The 19,815-nt window shown below is 41.9% G+C and carries 21 protein-coding genes and 1 pseudogene; 5 read left to right on the forward strand and 17 right to left on the reverse strand.

Going from position 1 to position 19,815, the window contains the following annotated elements:
* Position 1 precedes the first annotated feature (1 nt).
* The 12 genes and pseudogenes from trpB to hisS form a co-directional block, all read right to left on the reverse strand.
* On the reverse strand, positions 2-1,207 hold the full coding sequence (gene trpB / locus QM830_RS09595; protein ID WP_414326736.1) for a tryptophan synthase subunit beta: 1,206 nt from the start codon (positions 1,205-1,207) through the stop codon (positions 2-4).
* On the reverse strand, positions 1,197-1,784 hold the full coding sequence (locus tag QM830_RS09600) for a phosphoribosylanthranilate isomerase (RefSeq protein WP_414326737.1): 588 nt from the start codon (positions 1,782-1,784) through the stop codon (positions 1,197-1,199). Before QM830_RS09600 ends, trpB begins: the two co-directional genes overlap by 11 nt.
* Entirely contained in the window at positions 1,771-2,538 is a 768-nt protein-coding gene (gene trpC, locus QM830_RS09605; RefSeq protein ID WP_414326739.1) for an indole-3-glycerol phosphate synthase TrpC, read from the reverse strand. Before trpC ends, QM830_RS09600 begins: the two co-directional genes overlap by 14 nt.
* Positions 2,535-3,539 (reverse strand): anthranilate phosphoribosyltransferase, encoded by a 1,005-nt coding sequence (gene trpD, locus QM830_RS09610; protein ID WP_414326842.1) that lies wholly within the window; start codon positions 3,537-3,539, stop codon positions 2,535-2,537. The genes trpC and trpD overlap by 4 nt, the downstream gene beginning before the upstream one ends.
* Positions 3,540-3,548: 9 nt before the next feature.
* Positions 3,549-4,109: pseudogene (locus QM830_RS09615) on the reverse strand (aminodeoxychorismate/anthranilate synthase component II); the annotation flags it as partial.
* Positions 4,106-5,464: an anthranilate synthase component I gene (gene trpE / locus QM830_RS09620; protein WP_414326740.1), complete on the reverse strand. Its 1,359-nt coding sequence runs from the start codon at positions 5,462-5,464 to the stop codon at positions 4,106-4,108. The gene trpE and the pseudogene QM830_RS09615, both read right to left, overlap by 4 nt.
* 576 nt (positions 5,465-6,040) lie before the next feature.
* Entirely contained in the window at positions 6,041-6,403 is a 363-nt protein-coding gene (locus QM830_RS09625) for a DUF1304 domain-containing protein (protein ID WP_049483572.1), read from the reverse strand.
* A gap of 15 nt (positions 6,404-6,418) precedes the next feature.
* Entirely contained in the window at positions 6,419-6,847 is a 429-nt protein-coding gene (locus QM830_RS09630; protein ID WP_414326742.1) for a MarR family winged helix-turn-helix transcriptional regulator, read from the reverse strand.
* A gap of 268 nt (positions 6,848-7,115) precedes the next feature.
* Positions 7,116-7,745: an HAD-IA family hydrolase gene (locus QM830_RS09635; RefSeq protein WP_414326744.1), complete on the reverse strand. Its 630-nt coding sequence runs from the start codon at positions 7,743-7,745 to the stop codon at positions 7,116-7,118.
* On the reverse strand, positions 7,742-9,019 hold the full coding sequence (locus tag QM830_RS09640; RefSeq protein ID WP_414326746.1) for an MATE family efflux transporter: 1,278 nt from the start codon (positions 9,017-9,019) through the stop codon (positions 7,742-7,744). Before QM830_RS09640 ends, QM830_RS09635 begins: the two co-directional genes overlap by 4 nt.
* Positions 9,020-9,069: 50 nt before the next feature.
* Complete coding sequence (gene thrC, locus QM830_RS09645) at positions 9,070-10,554, reverse strand: threonine synthase (RefSeq protein WP_414326748.1); 1,485 nt, start codon at positions 10,552-10,554, stop codon at positions 9,070-9,072.
* Between the two features lie 161 nt (positions 10,555-10,715).
* Positions 10,716-11,999 carry a histidine--tRNA ligase gene (hisS, locus tag QM830_RS09650; protein ID WP_414326750.1) on the reverse strand — a complete coding sequence of 428 codons (1,284 nt, stop codon included), beginning with the start codon at positions 11,997-11,999 and terminating at the stop codon, positions 10,716-10,718.
* A gap of 172 nt (positions 12,000-12,171) precedes the next feature.
* Between hisS and QM830_RS09655 the strand changes: the two genes are divergently transcribed.
* Positions 12,172-12,513, forward strand: coding sequence for a metal-sulfur cluster assembly factor (locus QM830_RS09655; protein ID WP_009732009.1), 342 nt, complete (start codon positions 12,172-12,174; stop codon positions 12,511-12,513).
* A gap of 48 nt (positions 12,514-12,561) precedes the next feature.
* Here QM830_RS09655 and ilvD read toward each other — a convergent pair whose 3' ends face one another.
* Positions 12,562-14,265, reverse strand: a complete 1,704-nt coding sequence (ilvD, locus tag QM830_RS09660) for a dihydroxy-acid dehydratase (protein WP_414326752.1) — start codon at positions 14,263-14,265, stop codon at positions 12,562-12,564.
* Positions 14,266-14,452: 187 nt separating this feature from the next.
* Between ilvD and QM830_RS09665 the strand changes: the two genes are divergently transcribed.
* The 4 genes from QM830_RS09665 to rpmG all read left to right on the forward strand — a co-directional run bounded on the left by QM830_RS09665 (position 14,453) and on the right by rpmG (position 16,176).
* A complete protein-coding gene (locus tag QM830_RS09665) occupies positions 14,453-15,475 on the forward strand; it encodes an SPFH domain-containing protein (protein ID WP_414326753.1) in 1,023 nt (340 codons plus the stop codon).
* 2 nt (positions 15,476-15,477) lie between these two features.
* Positions 15,478-15,678 carry a PTS ascorbate transporter subunit IIC gene (locus QM830_RS09670; RefSeq protein WP_003011522.1) on the forward strand — a complete coding sequence of 67 codons (201 nt, stop codon included), beginning with the start codon at positions 15,478-15,480 and terminating at the stop codon, positions 15,676-15,678.
* 150 nt (positions 15,679-15,828) lie between these two features.
* A complete protein-coding gene (rpmF, locus tag QM830_RS09675; protein WP_003009516.1) occupies positions 15,829-16,011 on the forward strand; it encodes a 50S ribosomal protein L32 in 183 nt (60 codons plus the stop codon).
* 15 nt (positions 16,012-16,026) lie between these two features.
* Positions 16,027-16,176: a 50S ribosomal protein L33 gene (gene rpmG, locus QM830_RS09680; RefSeq protein ID WP_001265622.1), complete on the forward strand. Its 150-nt coding sequence runs from the start codon at positions 16,027-16,029 to the stop codon at positions 16,174-16,176.
* Between the two features lie 479 nt (positions 16,177-16,655).
* On the opposite strand, the gene QM830_RS09685 is transcribed toward rpmG, so the two are convergent.
* Genes QM830_RS09685 through QM830_RS09700 form a run of 4 tightly spaced genes read right to left on the reverse strand, consistent with a single transcriptional unit; the run spans position 16,656 to position 19,416 of the window.
* Positions 16,656-17,441, reverse strand: coding sequence for an ABC transporter permease (locus QM830_RS09685; RefSeq protein ID WP_003013947.1), 786 nt, complete (start codon positions 17,439-17,441; stop codon positions 16,656-16,658).
* Position 17,442: 1 nt separating this feature from the next.
* Positions 17,443-18,237, reverse strand: coding sequence for an ABC transporter permease (locus tag QM830_RS09690; RefSeq protein ID WP_414326762.1), 795 nt, complete (start codon positions 18,235-18,237; stop codon positions 17,443-17,445).
* Complete coding sequence (locus QM830_RS09695; RefSeq protein ID WP_003010129.1) at positions 18,234-19,220, reverse strand: ATP-binding cassette domain-containing protein; 987 nt, start codon at positions 19,218-19,220, stop codon at positions 18,234-18,236. The genes QM830_RS09690 and QM830_RS09695 overlap by 4 nt, the downstream gene beginning before the upstream one ends.
* Entirely contained in the window at positions 19,213-19,416 is a 204-nt protein-coding gene (locus QM830_RS09700) for a hypothetical protein (RefSeq protein ID WP_003010127.1), read from the reverse strand. Before QM830_RS09700 ends, QM830_RS09695 begins: the two co-directional genes overlap by 8 nt.
* Between the last annotated feature and the right edge of the window lie 399 nt (positions 19,417-19,815).

Raw genomic sequence — 19,815 nt, forward strand, 5'->3', positions numbered from 1 at the left:
CTTACTCTCCTCTCTCTTGTTCTAGGCGGTCTTTGACTTGTACCACATCTTTATCCCCACGACCTGATAAGCAGACGATCATGGATTTTTTAGGCCCCATCTCCTTGGCCAATTTCACCGCATAGGCGATAGCATGGCTCGATTCCAGGGCTGGAATGATTCCTTCTACTTTTGAAAGCAATTGAAAGGCTTCTAGCGCTTCCTGGTCTGTTACAGGCACATAGGTTGCCCGCTTGATCTCATGGAAATAAGAATGCTCTGGCCCAATTCCTGGATAATCGAGACCTGCTGAAATCGAGAAGGCTTCTAAAATCTGTCCATGCGCATCCTGTAAAACATCCATCAAGGCTCCGTGAAGGACTCCCGGACGTCCCTTGGTCAAGGTTGCTGCATGCTGGTCTGTATCTACCCCAAGGCCAGCCGCTTCTGCCCCATACATAGCAACAGTTGTATCCTCTACAAAAGGATAAAAGAGGCCAATAGCGTTCGATCCGCCTCCCACACAGGCTAGGACGGCATCTGGCAGAGCACCGTCATTTTGCTCTGCAAATTGGCGTTTGGCTTCTCGACCGATGACACTTTGAAAATCACGGACAATCTCTGGGAATGGATGAGGCCCTAGAGCAGATCCCATGATATAGTGGGTATCCTCCACGTTTGCTACCCAGGCTCTAAGGGCAGCATTGACTGCATCCTTGAGGACACGCGACCCATCTGTTACCGATTGAACCTTTGCCCCCAACAACTCCATCCGAAAGACATTAAGGGCTTGGCGTCTGACATCTTCTTCCCCCATGTAGATGGTGCATTCCATATCAAATAAAGCAGCGGCCGTTGCCGTTGCAACACCGTGCTGTCCAGCCCCTGTTTCTGCGATGATCTTCTTTTTACCCATTCGGTGTGCCAGCAAAACCTGTCCTAGAGCATTGTTAATTTTATGAGCTCCTGTGTGGTTGAGATCTTCTCTTTTAAGAAAGATCTTGGCTCCACCGACATATTTGGTAAGATTTTTAGCATAATAGAGCGGTGTTTCCCGACCGACATATTGTTTCAGAAGCTGATCCAATTCTGCTTGAAAAGAAGGATCTGCTTGACTTTCTCTGTAGGCTTCTTCTAATTCTAAAACTGCTGTCATCAAGGTTTCAGGGACAAATCGTCCCCCGAACCGCCCGTAAAATCCGTTTTGATCTGGTTGTTTATATGCCATGCTTGACCCTTTCTATAAATCGTTTTATCTTTTCTTGATCTTTTATTCCATTTGTCTCGACCCCACTGGATACATCCACCGCATAAGGATGAAAGAAGCGGATGGCATCTGCTACGTTGTCTTCCGTCAAGCCTCCTGCAATAAAGAAGGGCTTTGTGACGTTTTGACTTTCGAGCTTTTTCCAGTTAAAAGTCTCTCCACTTCCTGCTACAGGAGCATCAAAGAGCAGATAGTCGGCACTGGTATCAGGAAGTGCTGCATCTTTCCCCACTTGAACAGCGCGAATCGTTTGTTGGGGAAACTCTTGCAAGATGGCATCATCCATCGGTCCATGCACTTGTATCAGGTCCAAGCCCACAACTTGGCAAGCTTTCTCCACTTCTTCTCTTTGTGGTGATACAAAAATTCCGACTTTTTGAACTCTCTCTGGAATCCCTGTAGCCAACTGCCGAGCTTGCTCTAGTGTCACTTGCCGTTTGCTTGGTGCAAAGACAAAACCAATGTAATCCGCACCTGCCTCAACAGCTGTCTGGACAGCTTCTGGGGTGGATAATCCGCAAATTTTAACCTTTGTCAATCTGCAACTCCTTTACTTTTTCAGCCACATTATCTGCCTTCATGAGGGCTGTCCCAACGAGAATGCCATTAAAATAAGGAGCGAGCATGCGCGCATCTGCTGCTGTAAAAATAGCAGACTCAGAGATGTAAACCGGTTCTTGTTCAAAATTGGTCGCCACTTCAAGGCTAGTATGGAGATCTGTCTCAAAGGTCACCAAGTTGCGATTATTGACCCCGATGATCTGAGCCCCAATCCGGTGAGCTACCTCTAGTTCTGTCAGATTATGGGTCTCCACCAAAACCTCCAGGCCAAGATGGGTCGCAAACTCATAGAGCTCCTTCAGACGAGCCTCTGACAAGGCTGCAACAATCAACAAGATCACGGTCGCCCCTGCGTTTCGCGCCCGAATTATTTGCTTTTCATCCACAATAAAATCTTTATTGAGGGTGGGGATACGTACTTGACTAGATATTTCCCGGAGATACTCGATACTGCCCTTGAAAAACACTTCATCGGTCAAGACAGAAATCATCACAGCTCCATTTTCTTCGTAGGTATTAGCCTGCGCAACGATATCCACATCCACATGAATATCTCCCAGACTCGGGCTAGCCTTTTTCACCTCTGCGATGACCTGAAGCTTATCTGGATGACTCTTTAGGTAATCATACAAGCGGTAGGTCTCACGCAAAGGTTGGAGTTCCTCTTCTTTCATCGTAGCCACTTCACGCGCCTTTTCCTTTAGAATCTTTGGCAAGAATTCTTGACTCATTTTTGATACTCCTGTAATAATCTCAATTTCTCAAGGGCAGCCCCACTGGCAATCACTTCACGTGCCAAGGCAACCCCTTCCTTGATAGAATCTACTTTGCCATTGGCAAAAAAACCAAGGCCAGCATTCAAGACAGTCACCTCTAAGAAGGGACTTGCTTCATTCTTCAAGACACTGAGCAAAATTTCCGCATTGCGTTTGGCGTCTCCACCACGTACTTGATCAATTTCAACGCGCTCCATTCCCATATCTTCTGGTTGAAAGTTGGATAAGGTAACCTGTCCATTTTCCAAAATAGCTAGCTGGGTTTCTCCATCAAGGCCTGCCTCGTCCAAACCTTGTGGGCCACTCACCACCACTGCGCGTTTCCTTCCCAAATTCTTTAGAATCTCTGCCGTACTTTCCAGCATATCCGGACGACTGGTTCCCAATAGCTGGGTTTCTAGAGGAATCGGATTAATGAGAGGACCGGTCAAATTCATCACCGTTGGAACTCCTAGCGCCAAGCGAGCTGGCATAATATAGCGCATGCCAGGATGCAGATTTTTGGCAAATAGAAAGACAATGCCCGCTTTTTCAAACACTCGTCCCAAGTCTTCTGGACCCAAATCAAGGTTAATCCCTAGCGCTTCTAGCACATCCGCAGAACCAGATTTAGAAGAGATCGAGCGATTTCCGTGTTTCGCCATCTTGACACCACCGCCAGCGAGAACAAAGGCAGCTGTTGTTGAAATATTGAAACTATAAGAACGATCGCCCCCAGTTCCACAATTGTCCATCGCTCCTTGAACTTCTGTAGGAATAGCGACTGCATAAGCCTGCATCACTTTTGCAATAGCCGTCCGTTCTTCAACAGTTTCCCCCTTCATTTTGAGGCCTAGAAGCAGGGCCGTCACCTGCGCTTCTGAAGCACGACCAGCAACGACTTCCTCCATAGCAGCTTCTAACTCTGCACCGGTTAGATCCATTCCTTCCGCTACTTTAGCAAGCACTTGTTTCATCTTCCGCTCCTTGACTAGTTTGACAAAATTTTCGATGGTCTTGAGCCCATCTGGCGTCCCGATACTTTCTGGATGGTATTGAAAGCCATAAATCGGTAAGCTGCGGTGTTGAATTCCCATAATTGCTCCATCATCCATCGTCCGAGAAGTAATGACAAACTCCTCTGGCATGTCTTCAATCGTCAGCGAATGGTAGCGCATGACTGGAACTTCTTTTGCGACACCCGCATATAGCGGAGAGGGAGCTTCTTGCTGGATCTGGCTTTGTTTGCCATGCATGACCTGAGGGGCCAATCCTAAGCGTCCTCCAAAAACTTCCGCAATCGCTTGATGTCCCAAGCAGATCCCCAAGATTGGTTTGACCCCCGCGAAATCTCGGATCATCTCCTCCATCTTGCCCGCATCCTTTGGCCAACCTGGACCTGGAGAAAAGACCAAGGCATCTGCTTCTTGGGCAACTTGGTACAGATCCGGATCATCATTTCGAAGCACCTGGACCTCATCAAATTTCCCGATATACTGTGCTAAATTGTAGGTAAATGAATCGTAATTATCAACTAATAAAATCATCCTTCTTCTCCAATCCTTGTCATCGATTTTGCCTTATTGACGGTTTCTTGGTATTCATTTTCAGCAATCGAATCATAAACAATTCCTGCTCCTGCCTGCACATAAGCCTTCTTATTTTTGAGGATCATGGTTCGAATGGCAATAGCAAAATCGAGATCCCCCGTCACAGAGAGATAGCCAATAGCCCCCGCGTAGACGCCTCTTTTCTCTTTTTCTGCCTCATAGATCCGCTTCATGGCTCGGATTTTCGGAGCACCCGAAACGGTTCCAGCTGGAAGAGTTGCCTTCAGAGCCTCAATGGAGGCTAGCCCCGGAAGTAATTGCCCCTTGACAACACTGGTCAGGTGCATGACATAACGGAAGAATTCCACTTCCATATATTTGGTCACTTCGACCGTCCCATTTTGAGCGATACGCCCAATATCGTTTCGCCCTAGATCCACTAACATGCGGTGTTCTGCGACTTCTTTTGGATCCCCTGTCAACTCAGCTGCCAACTGCCGATCGGCCTCTTCATCGATCCCTCTTGGACGCGTGCCGGCAATAGGGTTGGTCGTCACCACTCGATCCTTGACCGACACCAGACTTTCTGGACTGGCCCCGATAATTTGGTACTCCCCAAAATCATAAAAATAGAGATAATTCGAAGGATTGGTCACGCGCAAATTGCGGTAATAATCCAATGGTTTTCCTGAAAAATCAGCTGAAAAACGTTGACTGAGCACGCATTGGAACATATCTCCTTTTCGAATATAGTCCCGCGCTAGGGCCACCATTTCCTCAAACTCTTTTTGCTCCAAATGATTGTGGAAATGAAGCGCATGCAGGTCCTTGTCCTGAAACTCTTCCTTTGCAGGTCTTGCCAATTGCGCTAATACTTGCTCCAAGCTCGACGCTTGCTCCGCTTCACTCCGTCCACTATAGAGGTTCTCTTCCACCACATAGACCTTTTCCTTTTTGTGATCAAAAATCACATAGCTCTCATATATGAAAAAGTGGAGATCTGGTGTGCCAATCGTATCTTCAGGAATGGAACCAATGTTCTCATAGAGACCGATCAAGTCATAGCCGACAAATCCAATCGCTCCACCGTTAAAAGGAAGCTCTTCTGAAGTTTTCGTTTTGACCGTGATGCGATTCAAAAAGTCCAAAGGATCCTCTTCAACAATTTGATCATTGTAATAGAGGACGCCATGTTCAAACTTGACTTCACTGACCGGCCGATAGGCTACAATTGAAAAACGCGCGTTCTCTTTTTCACGAGGGATCGACTCCAAGATCATTTTATGGGGTGCATCCAAACGCATATAAGCCAAAATTGGACTCAAAACATCAGCAGATAAAACTTTTTTCATATCAGAAACCTCTCTTTTAGAACTCTTTTTCTAATGGATCGTAACGTCGCTTGCTAAGGCTATTAAGGTTATCCCATCGCTCTGTTTGCGCTTTGGGATCAATGTGCCTAAGCTCGCTTCGCTTGCTAAGGCTGTCAAGGTTATCCCATCGCTCTGTTTGCGCTTTGGGATCAATGTGCCTAAGCTCGCTTCGCTTGCTAAGGCACATAGAAAAGCCCTCACACAAAAAACTGTGTGAGGGCGTAGTGTCCGCGGTGCCACCTCTTTTATAGGGAAAAATAGCTGGTCTTTCCCTACATCTCTATCTCCTCTATCAAGGAGTTGCACGGTAAGGGGTGCCAACCGAATTCACATGGGTTAGAATTCATTGATCATAACAGTCCAATTTTCATCAGTCGCTATTGCTTGTTCACAATTCCCACAAGCTCCCTGAAAATAGCTGACTCATTACTTTTCTGTTGCTACCATTATAACCCTTTTTCTTCGAAAGTCAATAAAATTTTTAGTCTTTTTTTATACTTTTTTCTACACTAATTTAATACAATCAGCTCAAAGAGCCCTAGCGGCCCGTCCTTTTTATCCCAATAATAGGATACTCAACAAAGCTAAAATTGCAGGACCGCCTTGGGTCAAGATAATCTTTTTATTGGCTGTCATCGCACCGTAGGCCGCTGCTCCAATAATAAAGAGCACAAAAATCGTAACGACTTCAATATTTTTGGACACAAACAATCCATACAAGAGGAAGACACCAATCAAGGCATTGTAGATTCCTTGATTTTTAAATAAGGAGGTCACAGATGGGCGAGCGAGTTCTTCTTTATCCATGTTGAAAACCCGACTGGTGGTATCAGATGTGGTTCGGATACTCTCCAAATAAAAAATATACAAATGCTCCAGCGCAGCAAGACTCGCTAAAATAATCGTCAGTAATGACATTGTAGATTCTCCTTTTTATTCAATCGTTATTTGTTCAATACCAGACACTAATTTATCCAGTAGGTAAGAAAATTGCTCTTGTTCTTGAGCGTTTAAAATGCGGCTCATCTGTTCTTTCACCGCTACATGATAGCGAGGAGGGCGATTGACCAACCGATTATAGGCCGTATCTGTCAGATGGATTACGATTTCCCGCTGGTTCTTTGGATTTCGACTCCGATGGACAAACCCTTCCTTTTCTAGTATTTTGAAATGCCGGGTTAAAGCTGCTGGATCAATCTGCAAGCGTTCCTGAACCGCGATCTGATTACAAGGTGCTTGTTCTAATAGATACTGCAAGATTTGATAGCGTGTTAGGCTAATCCCTAGCCGCTTTTCAAATAGCTGTGTAATCGATTGATCTGCCAAACGTAGTTGGTAGAGCAAATCATTTATTTCTGCCATATTCCTTCTCCAATGCTTTTTTGATAAATCAACAATTGACTAGTCAATTGTAAACCATTTCTCATCTCCTGGCAAGAAAAAGAGCTTGCACTATTCTTTCGCACAAAAAAAGCCGCCTGATTGGGCGACTCTTAGGGAGATTATTATGAAAAAGAAAAGTTTTAGGATTTTTCTAAACAAAGTTAGGAGGTCTTTGTTTATGATTCTATTATAGCGGACATTTCTTAAAGAAAGCTTACGACTTTGTTTCAAAATGAAAACAAATTCTTTACAGATTCTTTTCAACGTTTAAAATAGCTGGAATATCTAATAAACTTTCCATCTGATGATTACCTTCATAGTCAGACGTCAAGAAATTGATACTCTGAATCTGGCTATTTCTTGCAAAGTCAATATCCAGGCTCCGATCCCCAATATAGTAGGTCTTTTCTGGCTTCAACCTATACTTCCCCATCAGATACATCGCAGCTGCTGGGTCAGGCTTGCGAGCAAAACCACTTTGACTGGTCAAAATCTCTGTAAAAAAAGATTCCAAACCCAAGTCCTGCAGGATGACCAAGGCATTCTCTCCCTTATGGGTATAGACAAACTGCTCGATCCCAGCATCCTTCGCCCAGGACAGGACATCACGCGCCCCATCCATCAGAAGGACCTGGGCATTTTTCTCTGCTAGACTTTCTGCTCGGCGATGATTTAAGTCCGTCACATCCAGATGGTGCTCCTCCGCCACCGCTACTAAAAGATCCTGAACCGAATGCTTTAAGATGTAGTCTTTAATGCTGGCTCGGTCAAACGGAAGCTGATAAGATGCATAGGTCTCCTCAAGACCCGCCAAAATAGCATCATAGGAATCCAGCAAGGTCCCATCCAAATCCCAAATAAGGGCTCGTTTTGTCATTTTCTCTCTCCTACCTTTCGTCTATAAAGTTGACTCAAAAACAGCCAACGGAAACCATTGTCCAGCAGCGTCCCCGTCCAGACACCTGGAAGGCCAAAGCCAAGAGTTACTCCAAGCAGATAACCGGCTCCAATTCGAATGACCCACATGCCAATGGTCGTTGCGTAAAATGGAAGCTTCCCATTTCCCAAGCCTTGCCAAACAGCTGTATAGATAACCGTTCCTGCTGTAAACGGCGTTCCTAACAAAGAAAAGAGGACAACCGAAAGGCTAGCTTCTACTGCTTTTGTATCTTGTGTGTAGAGATGGGTCAGAAGGGTGCCCCCAAAAAAGATTCCCAAGGCAATAGGTAACATTAACACGAAGGACAACCAGCAAGACTGCTTTCGAAGGCGATCAATCTGCTCAAGATCACCTTCACCGAGGCTCCGTGCTACGAGCATGACCGTCGCTGTGGCCACTCCAAATACCGGCATGTAGTTAAACTGGGTCAAAGTCTCTCCAATGGCATTGCCCGCGACTGCCTCGGTACCAAAAGCGACCACGATTGCAATGATCACTATATCTCCAGCCCGCATCATCAGCCGCTCTCCGGCAGCTGGCAGCGCTAAATTTAAAAGCTTACGGTCCAATCCCCAACGAAGGGGAGCAAAGGGCAGCTGGACCTTTTGCCACAAGAGGATAACGCCAATCAGACGCGCTAGCACAGTCCCCAAAGCTGCTCCGACAACTCCCCAGCCAAAAAGGAAAATGGCCACAGAGGAGAATAGAGCATTTAAAACATTGGTTAACAAGCTGATATACATAGGCAGACGTGGATTGTTGGCCACCCGAACCAAGGAGCCCAGGGTCGTCATCAACCCTAAGAGAACAATGGTCCCGCCGACCAAGGAAAGGTAAATCCCCCCACTTTCGGCTACTGTAGCTTCAGTCCCCAACAGCGAAATCATCTGGCGTCCAAATAACAGCGAAGCCCCTCCTAAGAGAGCACTCAACAACAAGGTCACCTTCAGCGACTCTGTCGCATGGTAGGCAATGGTGTCTTGATTTTTTTCGCCCAAGCTTTTGGACATGACACTGGCAACTGCCGCACCCAGTGCCAAAAAGATGGCTTGATAAATGGTGATGATATTCCCTGCGACGGAAACACCCGAGATAGCAATCAAGCCCAGGTGAGCCACTAAATAAGAGTCCACCATGCCCATCAGCATTTGTAAGAAATTTTCACCCATGGCAGGAAGGGCGATGTTTAAGATTTTTTTGTATGAATTCATGCGTATATAAAAGAGCCAAACGGCTCTTTTTATCTTTCTAATAGGGAGAATTACAGTCCCAAGTAGTCTTCTACGGCTGCTTGCATGTCTTTAGCTGCCACGCTTGTACGATGGCGAACCGGTGCAGTTTCAAGACCGTCTACAGCAGGTGGTACAGGGACACCTGAGAGGGTGTGTAATTTGGCCAAGGCTTCGAAATCGCCTAGACCTGTCTCGCCTGTCACCGCTTCTACTGCTACAACTGGGAATTTGTAAGGACTTGCTGTAGAGGCAATGACTGTTTTAGCAGTATCCCCTGTTTGAGTCCGGTATTTTTGATAAACGGCTGATGCTACGGCTGTATGAGGGTCTTCGATGTAATCAGACGCTTCATAGACCCGCTTGATCTCTGCAGCAGTTTCTGCTTCATCTGCGTACGCAGCCGCAAACAAATCTAAGATGTCTGCATCAAAGTTGGACAATTGGTACTGACCTGTTGCAAGGAGGCTTTCCATCAATTCTTTGGTCTTTGTGGCATCATTGCCAACCAAGTGGAAAATCAAGCGTTCCAAGTTTGAAGAGACCAAAATATCCATCGATGGACTAGTGGTTACTTTGAAGCTGCGTTTCTTATCATAGACGCGTGTTTTAAAGAAGTCTGTCAAAACATTGTTCTCGTTTGATGCACAGATCAATTTCCCAACTGGAAGACCAATTTGTTTAGCATAGAAAGCAGCTAAGATATTTCCAAAGTTTCCTGTTGGAACAGTGAAATTGACTTTTTCTCCAGCTGTGATTTGACCTTTCTTCACCAATTGCGCATAGGCGTATACGTAATAGACAACCTGAGGTACCAAACGGCCAATGTTCATCGAGTTAGCTGATGAAAACTGCATCTTGTTGGCTGCTAATTTTTCACGAAGGGCCACATCATTGAACATGTGTTTGACATTGGTTTGGGCATCGTCAAAGTTTCCATCGATGGCGATGACATGAGTATTGTCCCCAGTTTGAGTCGTCATTTGCAACTCTTGTACCTTGCTGACACCGTCTTTTGGATAAAAGACGATAATTTCCGTACCTGGAACATCGGCAAAACCTGCCATGGCAGCTTTACCTGTGTCTCCAGAAGTCGCGGTTAAGATGACAATCTTGTTTTCCAAACCGTGCTTCTTGGCAGCTGTCGTCATAAAGTAAGGCAAGATAGACAAGGCCATGTCTTTAAAGGCAATGGTTGAACCGTGGAAGAGTTCCAAGTTGTATTGGCCATCGAGTTTGACAAGAGGCGCAATGACTGGTGTATCAAACTTGCTATCATAGGCGTTGATGATACAGTAGTCCAACTCTTCTGCTGTAAAGTCGTCCAAAAAGGCTGACAAGACAAGCTTAGCCACTTCTTGGTAAGAAGCGTCTTTGAGGGTGTTAAAATCTAACTCTACTTGAGGGTATGCAATGGGGGTAAACAAGCCACCATCCGTCGCCAAACCTTGAAGGATGGCTTGACTAGCTGTTACAGTATTTTTTTCATCTCGTGTTGATTGGTAAACTAATGTCATGACTGATTCATTCCTTTACTTGTTATCTTCTCATTATATCATAAAAGGCTTGAAAATTTATTGGCTTTTCACCAAATGTTCGGAATTGTTGCTCTTAGAAGGCAGAAAATCCGGACCTTTTTTTAACACACAGAAAGAGCAAGCTCTGGGCTTGCTCTTTTTTATGCTAATCCTAATTCAACTAAAACGGCTTGGAAGTCCTGCTTCAAGCTTTCAAGAGCCACTGTTACTTCCTGACGAGTTTGGTTATTTTTCACAGTTACTTGACCGCTCTCAACCTCACTACCTCCTAAGGTAATTAAGGCCTTGGCCGCAAAGACATCGGCTGACTTAAATTGTGCCTTGAGCTTACGTCCAAGATAGTCACGCTCTACTTTGAAACCTTGGATTCGAAGAGCTTGAACCAAGCTAAGGGCTGCTTCATTGACCTCATCTCCTAGGACGGCTATATAGGCATCTAGGCCTGTTTCGATCGGTAATTCGATGCCTTTCTTTTCAAGGACGAGAAGAATCCGTTCCAGACCAATCCCAAATCCAAAACCAGCTGTCGCAGGGCCACCGAAGTATTCGACCAAACCATCATAGCGACCACCCGCACAGACAGTTAATTCATTGCCTTCAATTTCTGTAATAAACTCAAAAATCGTGTGGTTGTAGTAATCTAAGCCACGCACCATGTTGGTATCAATGACATAGGCCACCCCCAAGTCTTCCAACATTCGACGAACCGCATCAAAATGTGCTTGGCTTTCTTCATCTAGATAGTCTAAGATGGAAGGAGCTTGTTCAACAGCCACCTTGTCTTCTTTTTCTTTTGAATCCAAGACACGAAGAGGATTTTCTTCTAAACGGCGTTGACTATCCTTAGACAATTGATCCTTCATTGGCAAGAGGTAGTCGATCAAGGCTTGACGATATGCCTGACGACTGGCTGGACTTCCCAAAGTGTTCAAGTGCAAGGTTACATTGTCGATTCCCAATTCTTTAAGAAATTGTGCCGCCATCGCGATCGTTTCAACATCCGTTGCAGGATTGCTCGACCCAAAGCATTCTACCCCAATTTGGTGGAATTGACGTAAGCGCCCTGCTTGAGGACGTTCATAGCGGAACATTGGACCGATGTAATAAAATTTACTAGGCTTTTGTACCTCAGGCGCAAAGAGTTTATTTTCTACATACGAACGAACAACAGGGGCTGTTCCTTCTGGACGAAGTGTGATATGACGGTCTCCCTTGTCATAGAAGTCATACATTTCCTTAGTGACAATATCCGTCGTATCTCCTACTGAACGGCTGATGACTTCATAATGTTCGAAGATAGGCGTACGGATCTCTTCATAATTGTATCTCGCAAAGACCTTGCGTGCAAAACCTTCTACGTATTGCCATTTAGCTGAATCGCCAGGAAGAATATCCTGGGTCCCTTTTGGTTTTTGTAATTTCATAGCCTTCATCCTTTGTCTTACTTTTGCCTCTATTTTACCACAAATTCGAAGAGAAATGGAGGCTGGACTGTTTTTCGTTCGGCTCAATCGGTCAAATGACGGATCTATTCTTGCTTTATGATCGGAATTGTGAGAAAATAGTTTTCATCATACAGAGGGAAAGGATAGCGAGATGAGAGAGGATATCAAGATTAACGACCGTGCCCTAGCACTAGAGAAGCAATTGATTGAGAAGTTAGAGCTTGTATTTGATACAGATGTTGAGTTGGATGTCTACAACCTCGGTTTGATTTACGAGTTGGACCTGGATGAAGAGGGAACCTGCAAGGTAGTCATGACCTTTACCGATACTGCCTGTAGCTGTGCCGAGAGTCTTCCGATCGAAATCGTCGCTCGCCTAAAAGAAATTGATGGGATTGAGGATGTCAAGGTCGAAGTAACTTGGTCTCCGGCTTGGAAAATTACACGGATCAGTCGTTATGGGCGCATTGCCCTAGGACTTCCACCACGATAAATCGAAAAAACTCACTTTACAAATTAGTAAAGTGAGTTTTTTCATATCTTATTGTTTACCAGACTGTTCCATGTTCCAGAAGTCTGTCACGGCACCGCGTGAAGCAGAGGATACCGTGTGGGCATACTTACCGAGTACCCCACGGCTATAGAGTGGTGGTAAGGTTGTTTCAGCCTTCCGTTTCGCCAATTCTTGGTCTGAGACATGCATGGTGATTTCTTTGGTATCTTGGTCAACTGTCACCATGTCCCCTGTGTGGAGGTAGGCGATTGGACCGCCGACCTGAGCTTCAGGCGCGATATGTCCAACAACGAGACCGTAAGTACCACCAGAGAAGCGTCCGTCTGTCAAGAGGGCCACCTTATCTCCTTGGCCTTTCCCAACGATCATGGATGACAAGGACAGCATTTCCGGCATACCAGGACCACCCTTAGGACCCACAAAACGAACAACAACAACGTCGCCATCCACGATTTCATCCGAAAGAACCGCTTCAATGGCAGCTTCTTCGGAGTCAAAGACCTTAGCAGGACCCGTGATGTTACGAACTTTCACACCTGATACTTTAGCAACCGCCCCTTCTGGAGCCAAGTTCCCTTTCAAGATGATCAATGGACCATCCGAACGTTTCGGATTTTCAAGTGGCATGATGACTTTTTGACCCGGTGTCAAATCAGCGAAGGCTTCTAAGTTTTCAGCCACCGTTTTACCGGTACATGTGATGCGATCCCCATGAAGGAAACCATTCTTAAGAAGGTATTTCATAACGGCTGGCACACCACCGACATTGTAAAGGTCTTGGAAGACGTATTGTCCAGAAGGTTTCAAGTCTGCCAAGTGAGGCACGCGCTCTTGGAAATCGTTGAAGTCTTCAAGGGTCAAGTCCACATTGGCTGCGTGAGCAATGGCAAGCAAGTGAAGAGTCGCATTTGTTGAACCACCAAGTGCCATTGTGACTGTGATGGCATCTTCAAAGGCTTCACGGGTCAAGATGTCAGATGGTTTCAGTCCCATTTCAAGCATTTTCACAACTGCACGACCTGCTTCTTCGATATCGGCTTTTTTATCCGCTGATTCAGCAGGGTGAGAAGAGGAACCTGGCAAGCTCATCCCAAGGACCTCAATCGCTGTCGCCATGGTGTTGGCCGTATACATCCCACCACAACCACCAGGGCCAGGGCAGGCGTTACATTCCAATTGTTTCACTTCTTCAGCAGTCATATCACCATGGTTCCATTTCCCGATCCCTTCGAAAACAGAAACCAAGTCGATATCCTTGCCGTTCAGATTACCCGGTGCAATGGTCCCACCATAGGCAAAGATCGCTGGGATATCCATATTGGCAATGGCAATCATCGAACCAGGCATGTTCTTATCACAGCCCCCGATGGCTACAAAGGCATCCACGTTGTGACCGCCCATGGCCGCTTCAATAGAGTCCGCAATGATATCACGAGACGTCAAGGAGAAGCGCATCCCTGGTGTTCCCATAGCGATCCCGTCCGCAACCGTAATGGTGCCGAATTGGACTGGCCAAGCTCCCGCATCTTTGACACCTTCTTTTGCCAATTTTCCAAAATCATGGAGGTGGATGTTACAAGGTGTGTTTTCAGCCCAAGTAGAGATTACCCCTACGATTGGTTTTTCAAAGTTTTCATCTGTCATCCCAGTTGCCCGGAGCATGGCCCGGTTAGGGGATTTGACCATACTGTCGTAGACACTACTACGATGGCGTGTATCTAATTCTGTCATCTGATTCCCTCTCATCGTTTTTCTATTATTATAGCACAATTTACGGCCCAACGACAGAAGAAAATTCTTGAATTTTCAGACAATTTAGCTCAATTGCTTGCTTGCTAAAATAGTTTACAGTTATATCTTGACTTTTAAAAACAAAGTGATATCATTTAGATATCATAAAGAAAGAAGGGCTTGTCCCATGGAAGAAAAAATTTTAACCCAAAAGAAAAACGGCTTAGCTGTCCTTGTAGGCTTGCTAGTTGGAGATCTTGTTTTAGTTTTTGCCTTTATTAGTGCGATTGCTAGTTTACCAGAAGGTTTCCCGCTTGCAATTGGAGTTATTACCTGTATTTTTCTCTTTATTGCTAGTCTGGTGTGCTATGCGGGGATCAAAATTATTAAACCGCAAGAGGCCTTGGTCTTGACCTTGTTTGGGAACTATATTGGAACCATTCGTGAAGCGGGTATTTACTTTGTCAATCCCTTCTGTGTCGCTGTCAATCCTGCCAATAACACCCGCTTGGGCCAAAGTGGTGATGTCACCACCAAGTCCCCCATGTCTGTCAGTAAAACATCAGAAGGCAACAATATTTCCATCGAGACAGGTAAAAAGAATATTTCCTTAAAAGTGATGACCTTGAACAACTCTCGCCAGAAGATCAATGACTGCTTAGGGAATCCTGTAGAAATTGGTATTGCAGTTACTTGGCGCGTAGTGGATACGGCTAAAGCAGTCTTCAATGTGGATAACTACAAAGAATATCTCTCATTGCAGTGTGATAGTGCCCTTCGTAATATTGTCCGCATCTATCCTTATGATGTAGCTCCTAATGTCGATACGACAGGAGACGGCCAGGCAGATGAGGGTAGCCTCCGAGGCTCTAGTGAAATCGTGGCCAGTCGCATTCGAGAAGAGATTCAAGCACATGTTAAAGATGCTGGGCTCGAAATTCTAGAGGCTCGCATTACTTACTTGGCCTATGCTCCAGAAATCGCAGCTGTGATGCTTCAACGCCAACAAGCGTCTGCCATTATCGATGCGCGGAAGATGATTGTCGATGGAGCAGTTGGGATGGTTGAAATGGCCCTTGAACGCTTGAGCGAAGGAGAGATTGTAGAGCTAGACGAAGAACGGAAGGCTGCCATGGTATCGAACCTTCTAGTCGTTCTATGTGGCAATCATGATGCACAACCAATTGTCAACACAGGAAGTCTCTATTAAGAATGGCTGATCAAAAGAAAAAGCAAATTCCACTTAGACTGTCAGCCAAGTTATATGCTGCTATCGCATCATGGGCAGAAGATGACTTTCGATCGGTCAATGGTCAGATCGAGTACCTGCTGACAGAATGTGTCAAGCAACGAAAAAAGGATGGCAAATACGTTTCGGAAACGATTGATGAGCCATTTGAAATAGACCTTTAAGGAAAACTCCTGTCCCATTTGATGAGGCAGGAGATTTTTTTAATAATTTTTTGTCAAGTAACTTTACTTTACAAAAAAGTTTTGTTATACTGTTACAGTTGATGAAAATCAAACCTAATTGAATTTATATCTTAAAAGGAGAAAAACGAAATGGCAGTACCTGCACGTCGCACATCAAAAGCGAAGAAAAACAAACGTCGTACGCACTACAAAGTAACAGCTCCATCTGTAAACTTTGACGAAGCAACTGGAGATTACTCACGTTCACACCGTGTATCACTTAAAGGATACTACAAAGGACGTAAGATCGCTAAAGCTGCATCAGCTGAATAATAGAAGGGAGATACCATGCGCGTAAACATTACACTTGAACACAAAGAATCTGGTGAACGCTTGTACCTTACTTCTAAAAACAAACGTAACACTCCAGACCGTCTTCAATTGAAGAAATACTCACCAAAACTTCGCAAACACGTTGTGTTTACAGAGGTGAAATAGGGGTTCACTACACGTCAATAGATGTTAGAAACCTTGATTTTAAGCGATTCTTGAAATTCTAAATTTCACTACATTGCAATATAAATCAACCGAATCACTACCTTTTTCACTACCTTTTTTGAAATAAGAATAATGATTCGGATATATAAAAGAAGAGGAACTTTATTGTGAAGCTCCTCTTTTTGTTATGTGTTCTTTTTCTCACAGATCGTATGACCTGGTTTGACACAGTTGGATTTCAGGTACTTTCAGTTTAGCTTTATATCAACCATCATCAAAATCCAACTATTTTCTTATTTTAAAAAATATGAATAAGTTTGATTGAATGAGGGAATTTCTTTAAATTTTTTCTTAGCACCTATAAGTTAATAATACTATTCTTTAAATTATAGTTTATAATTATCTGATGTTTCAATGACCACAAAACAAAGTACAGCGAATCACTTCCTTTAGTCAAACATATAACTGAACAACATTGTTTATCTTCCTGCACTTTCATATTTTTTCAATCCTTTTCTAAAAATTGTACGACTGATAATAATCAAAAAAACTGTAAAAACTATTTGATAGAAAAATAGGTTCAATGTATCTTTCCCTAAAAATATTAATACTGCAGGATTGGCAATTAATAAATTGGGAACAAATAACATAGTGATCAATCTGTTAATACCTGTAAAAATATTATATGGATACTTGGAAATTCCAATATAATTCAAAAATACATCTACTTTTGAAAATTTAGTTGGGAACCAAAATGAACTAATCGTTATTAGAAACCAAATTGAATAATATATAATACAACCACACATTAAAGAAAGGATATAAAATAATATTTTTAATGAATTTAAATGTACATTTAAATTTCCATAACTTATAAAAATGATCGCAAGACCAAAAAAAGTATTCACGAATTGAACTAAATTAAATGATCTAAAAATATAGAACAACTGAGTATCAAACGGCCTCAATAAAATTTGATCCAAGTTACCACTCAAAATATCTGATTCTAAAATTCCCATACTTCTAATTAACAATCCCATCATAACTCCATCTACAATAGTGTAGGAACCTACCAAAAATAAAATTTGATAATAGTCCCAACCATTAAAAGAGTCTATGTTTAAGAAAATCAATCTAAAAAATACAATAGGTAAACCAATCCACAGTATCGACGAAAATAGACCACAAAAGAAGTCAAAATGAAAATTCATATCAGATTTAAAACCAAAATGAAGTAGCCTAAAAATTACTTTTATTCTAAACATTTTATCCTCCCACATTTGAGAAGTGCTCCACTCCTTTTCTCAATATGAATCTTGATATAATATAAAAAATGATGCACCAAATCAATTGAATACAAATAATTCTCAAATAGTCTATTAATTTATATGTATCATTACTAAACATCTGAAGCGGTTCATATACTAAGTATTTAAAAGGTAATACATCTAAAAACAGACGAAAATTATTTGAAAAAAAACTTAAAGGCAATAATATTCCTGATAAAAACTGAATTACTATTTCTTTAACAGTAAGGACAAAAAATATATTTTCTAACCAAAAAGAAAGCATACCTACACAACATGATATTAAAAACCATAGAACCATAGATAGAATAATTGCAATACTTCCTAAAATAAGAATTTCAATGGTTAATAACTCATTCTTGTAATAAACACTGGAGAATAAAATGACAGGAATGATGATAAATAATAAATGAGCAAGCCTATCTCCAAGCATTTTACAAAAATAATACTTATAAAAAGTAACAGGTTTTATTAATATGCTAAAAAAATTTCCTGAATGAACATCGTCATTGATTTCCCAATCAACTGGATAAAAAACAAAATATGAAAAAATTATAGTCCCCAAATAGTATTGAACCATTGAGGTAAAATCATATCCTGCTATATTTATCTGGTTACTCTGATATATATACGTCCATAAAAATACTGATATCATAATTTGTGTACTTGCCTGTAACATTAACAATAGTACACTTGATTTATAGTTCAAAATAGATCGAAATGATATCAGAATAATAGACATTTCTTTTTTCAATTGTGCTCCTTTTTTGTAAAATAGTTTTGTAAAATAATTTCTTCTAAAGAAAGATTTGATATTTCAAAATCTTCTATATCTACAAGCTTATTGATTGATTCTAATGTCTCAAAGACAAAATCTCTAGGTATTTTTAGTATACATTCCGATTTTGTTTGAGAAATGACTACTACTCCTTTAACAGAGCATAACTCTGGTACCAAATCTAATGTCATTTTTATCTTTAAATATTTAAAATCAGAAAATTTAGATAAAATAACATCCATTGACTCCTGCAAAATAATTTTTCCTTTGTCAATGACGATTAATTCGTCACAAACAGACGAAATATCATCCATATCATGACTCGTTAAAATAATAGTAGTATGACATTCTTCATTCATTTTCTTTAAAAATGTTCTGATATCTTTTTTAGACTGTATATCTAACCCTATAGTAGGCTCGTCTAAAAATAATATTTCCGGACTTGTTAAAGATGCCGCGATAAACTCCATTTTCATTTTTTGTCCAAGAGAGAGGGTCCGGACCTGCTGGTAAAGCTGATCTTTTACATTCAACAAATTGCTTAATTCCTGAATTCGTTCTTGTAAAATCGCCGGTTCTACCTCATATAAAGTACCAATCAATTGAAAATAATCCATAGCCGAAACATCTTGAAATAACTGTAATTTATTTCCTACTACTATTGAAATTTTTTTTCTAAAATTTATACTTCTTTTAAATGGAATTTCTCCATTCACTTCTAATTTTCCGGAACTAGGATAAAGAGTCCCAGTCAACATTTTAATCGTTGTGGATTTACCAGCTCCATTACTCCCAATAAAGCCAACTATACTCCCTCTCTTAATCGTAAAACTAATATCTTGAACAGCTCGAATCGTTATTTGATTACGTTTCAAAAATCTCTTGATAAATGGGAGTCTTGAATCAAAATTATAAAAATTTTTAGATAAATTCTGAGCATTAATAACTATTTCACTCATATATCTCTCCTTTCGATAAAATATATTTACTTGTACTTTTTCCATACTTTACCAAAATGCTAAAGATTGAGCTAAAATCTTCGGGATGGGTAAAATAATATTTGTCTTTAAAAAGTTTCTCAAAACCTTCAAGGCGATTATTGAAATCATTAAATTTTGTATTGTCTAGCTGGTTGAATGTCTCTTTAATATCCATAAACTTTCTCCGTGATTCTTTATTTCACTTTATAAATAGAAGAGTGTCTATATATTTATAGATCCTCAAGAACTTGCATTTTATCAAGTATAAGTAGAATAGTATGTAAGGGTTTACATATTCATATTGTATGATTATTTAAGGAATCCGTCAATTTTCCACATTATTATATGACAAAATGTATTTTTTAAAAATGCAAAAATCTATGAGCAAGATGTTTGACTTCCTTTTTTAAAGTATATATACTTATATTAACCTTAGAAAAGAAAAAATGTTTGAACAGATATTCAATAATAATTACTTTTTTTTAAATTAAAATTCGAACTTTAAATTTTTATCTTTTTTATATTATTGAGTAACCTAAATTGCCCAATTTGTAAAATTTAGCTAGACAAAAAA

The sequence above is a fragment of the Streptococcus sp. OMI750 genome, from assembly GCF_047463895.1.
Classification (GTDB): Bacteria; Bacillota; Bacilli; order Lactobacillales; family Streptococcaceae; genus Streptococcus.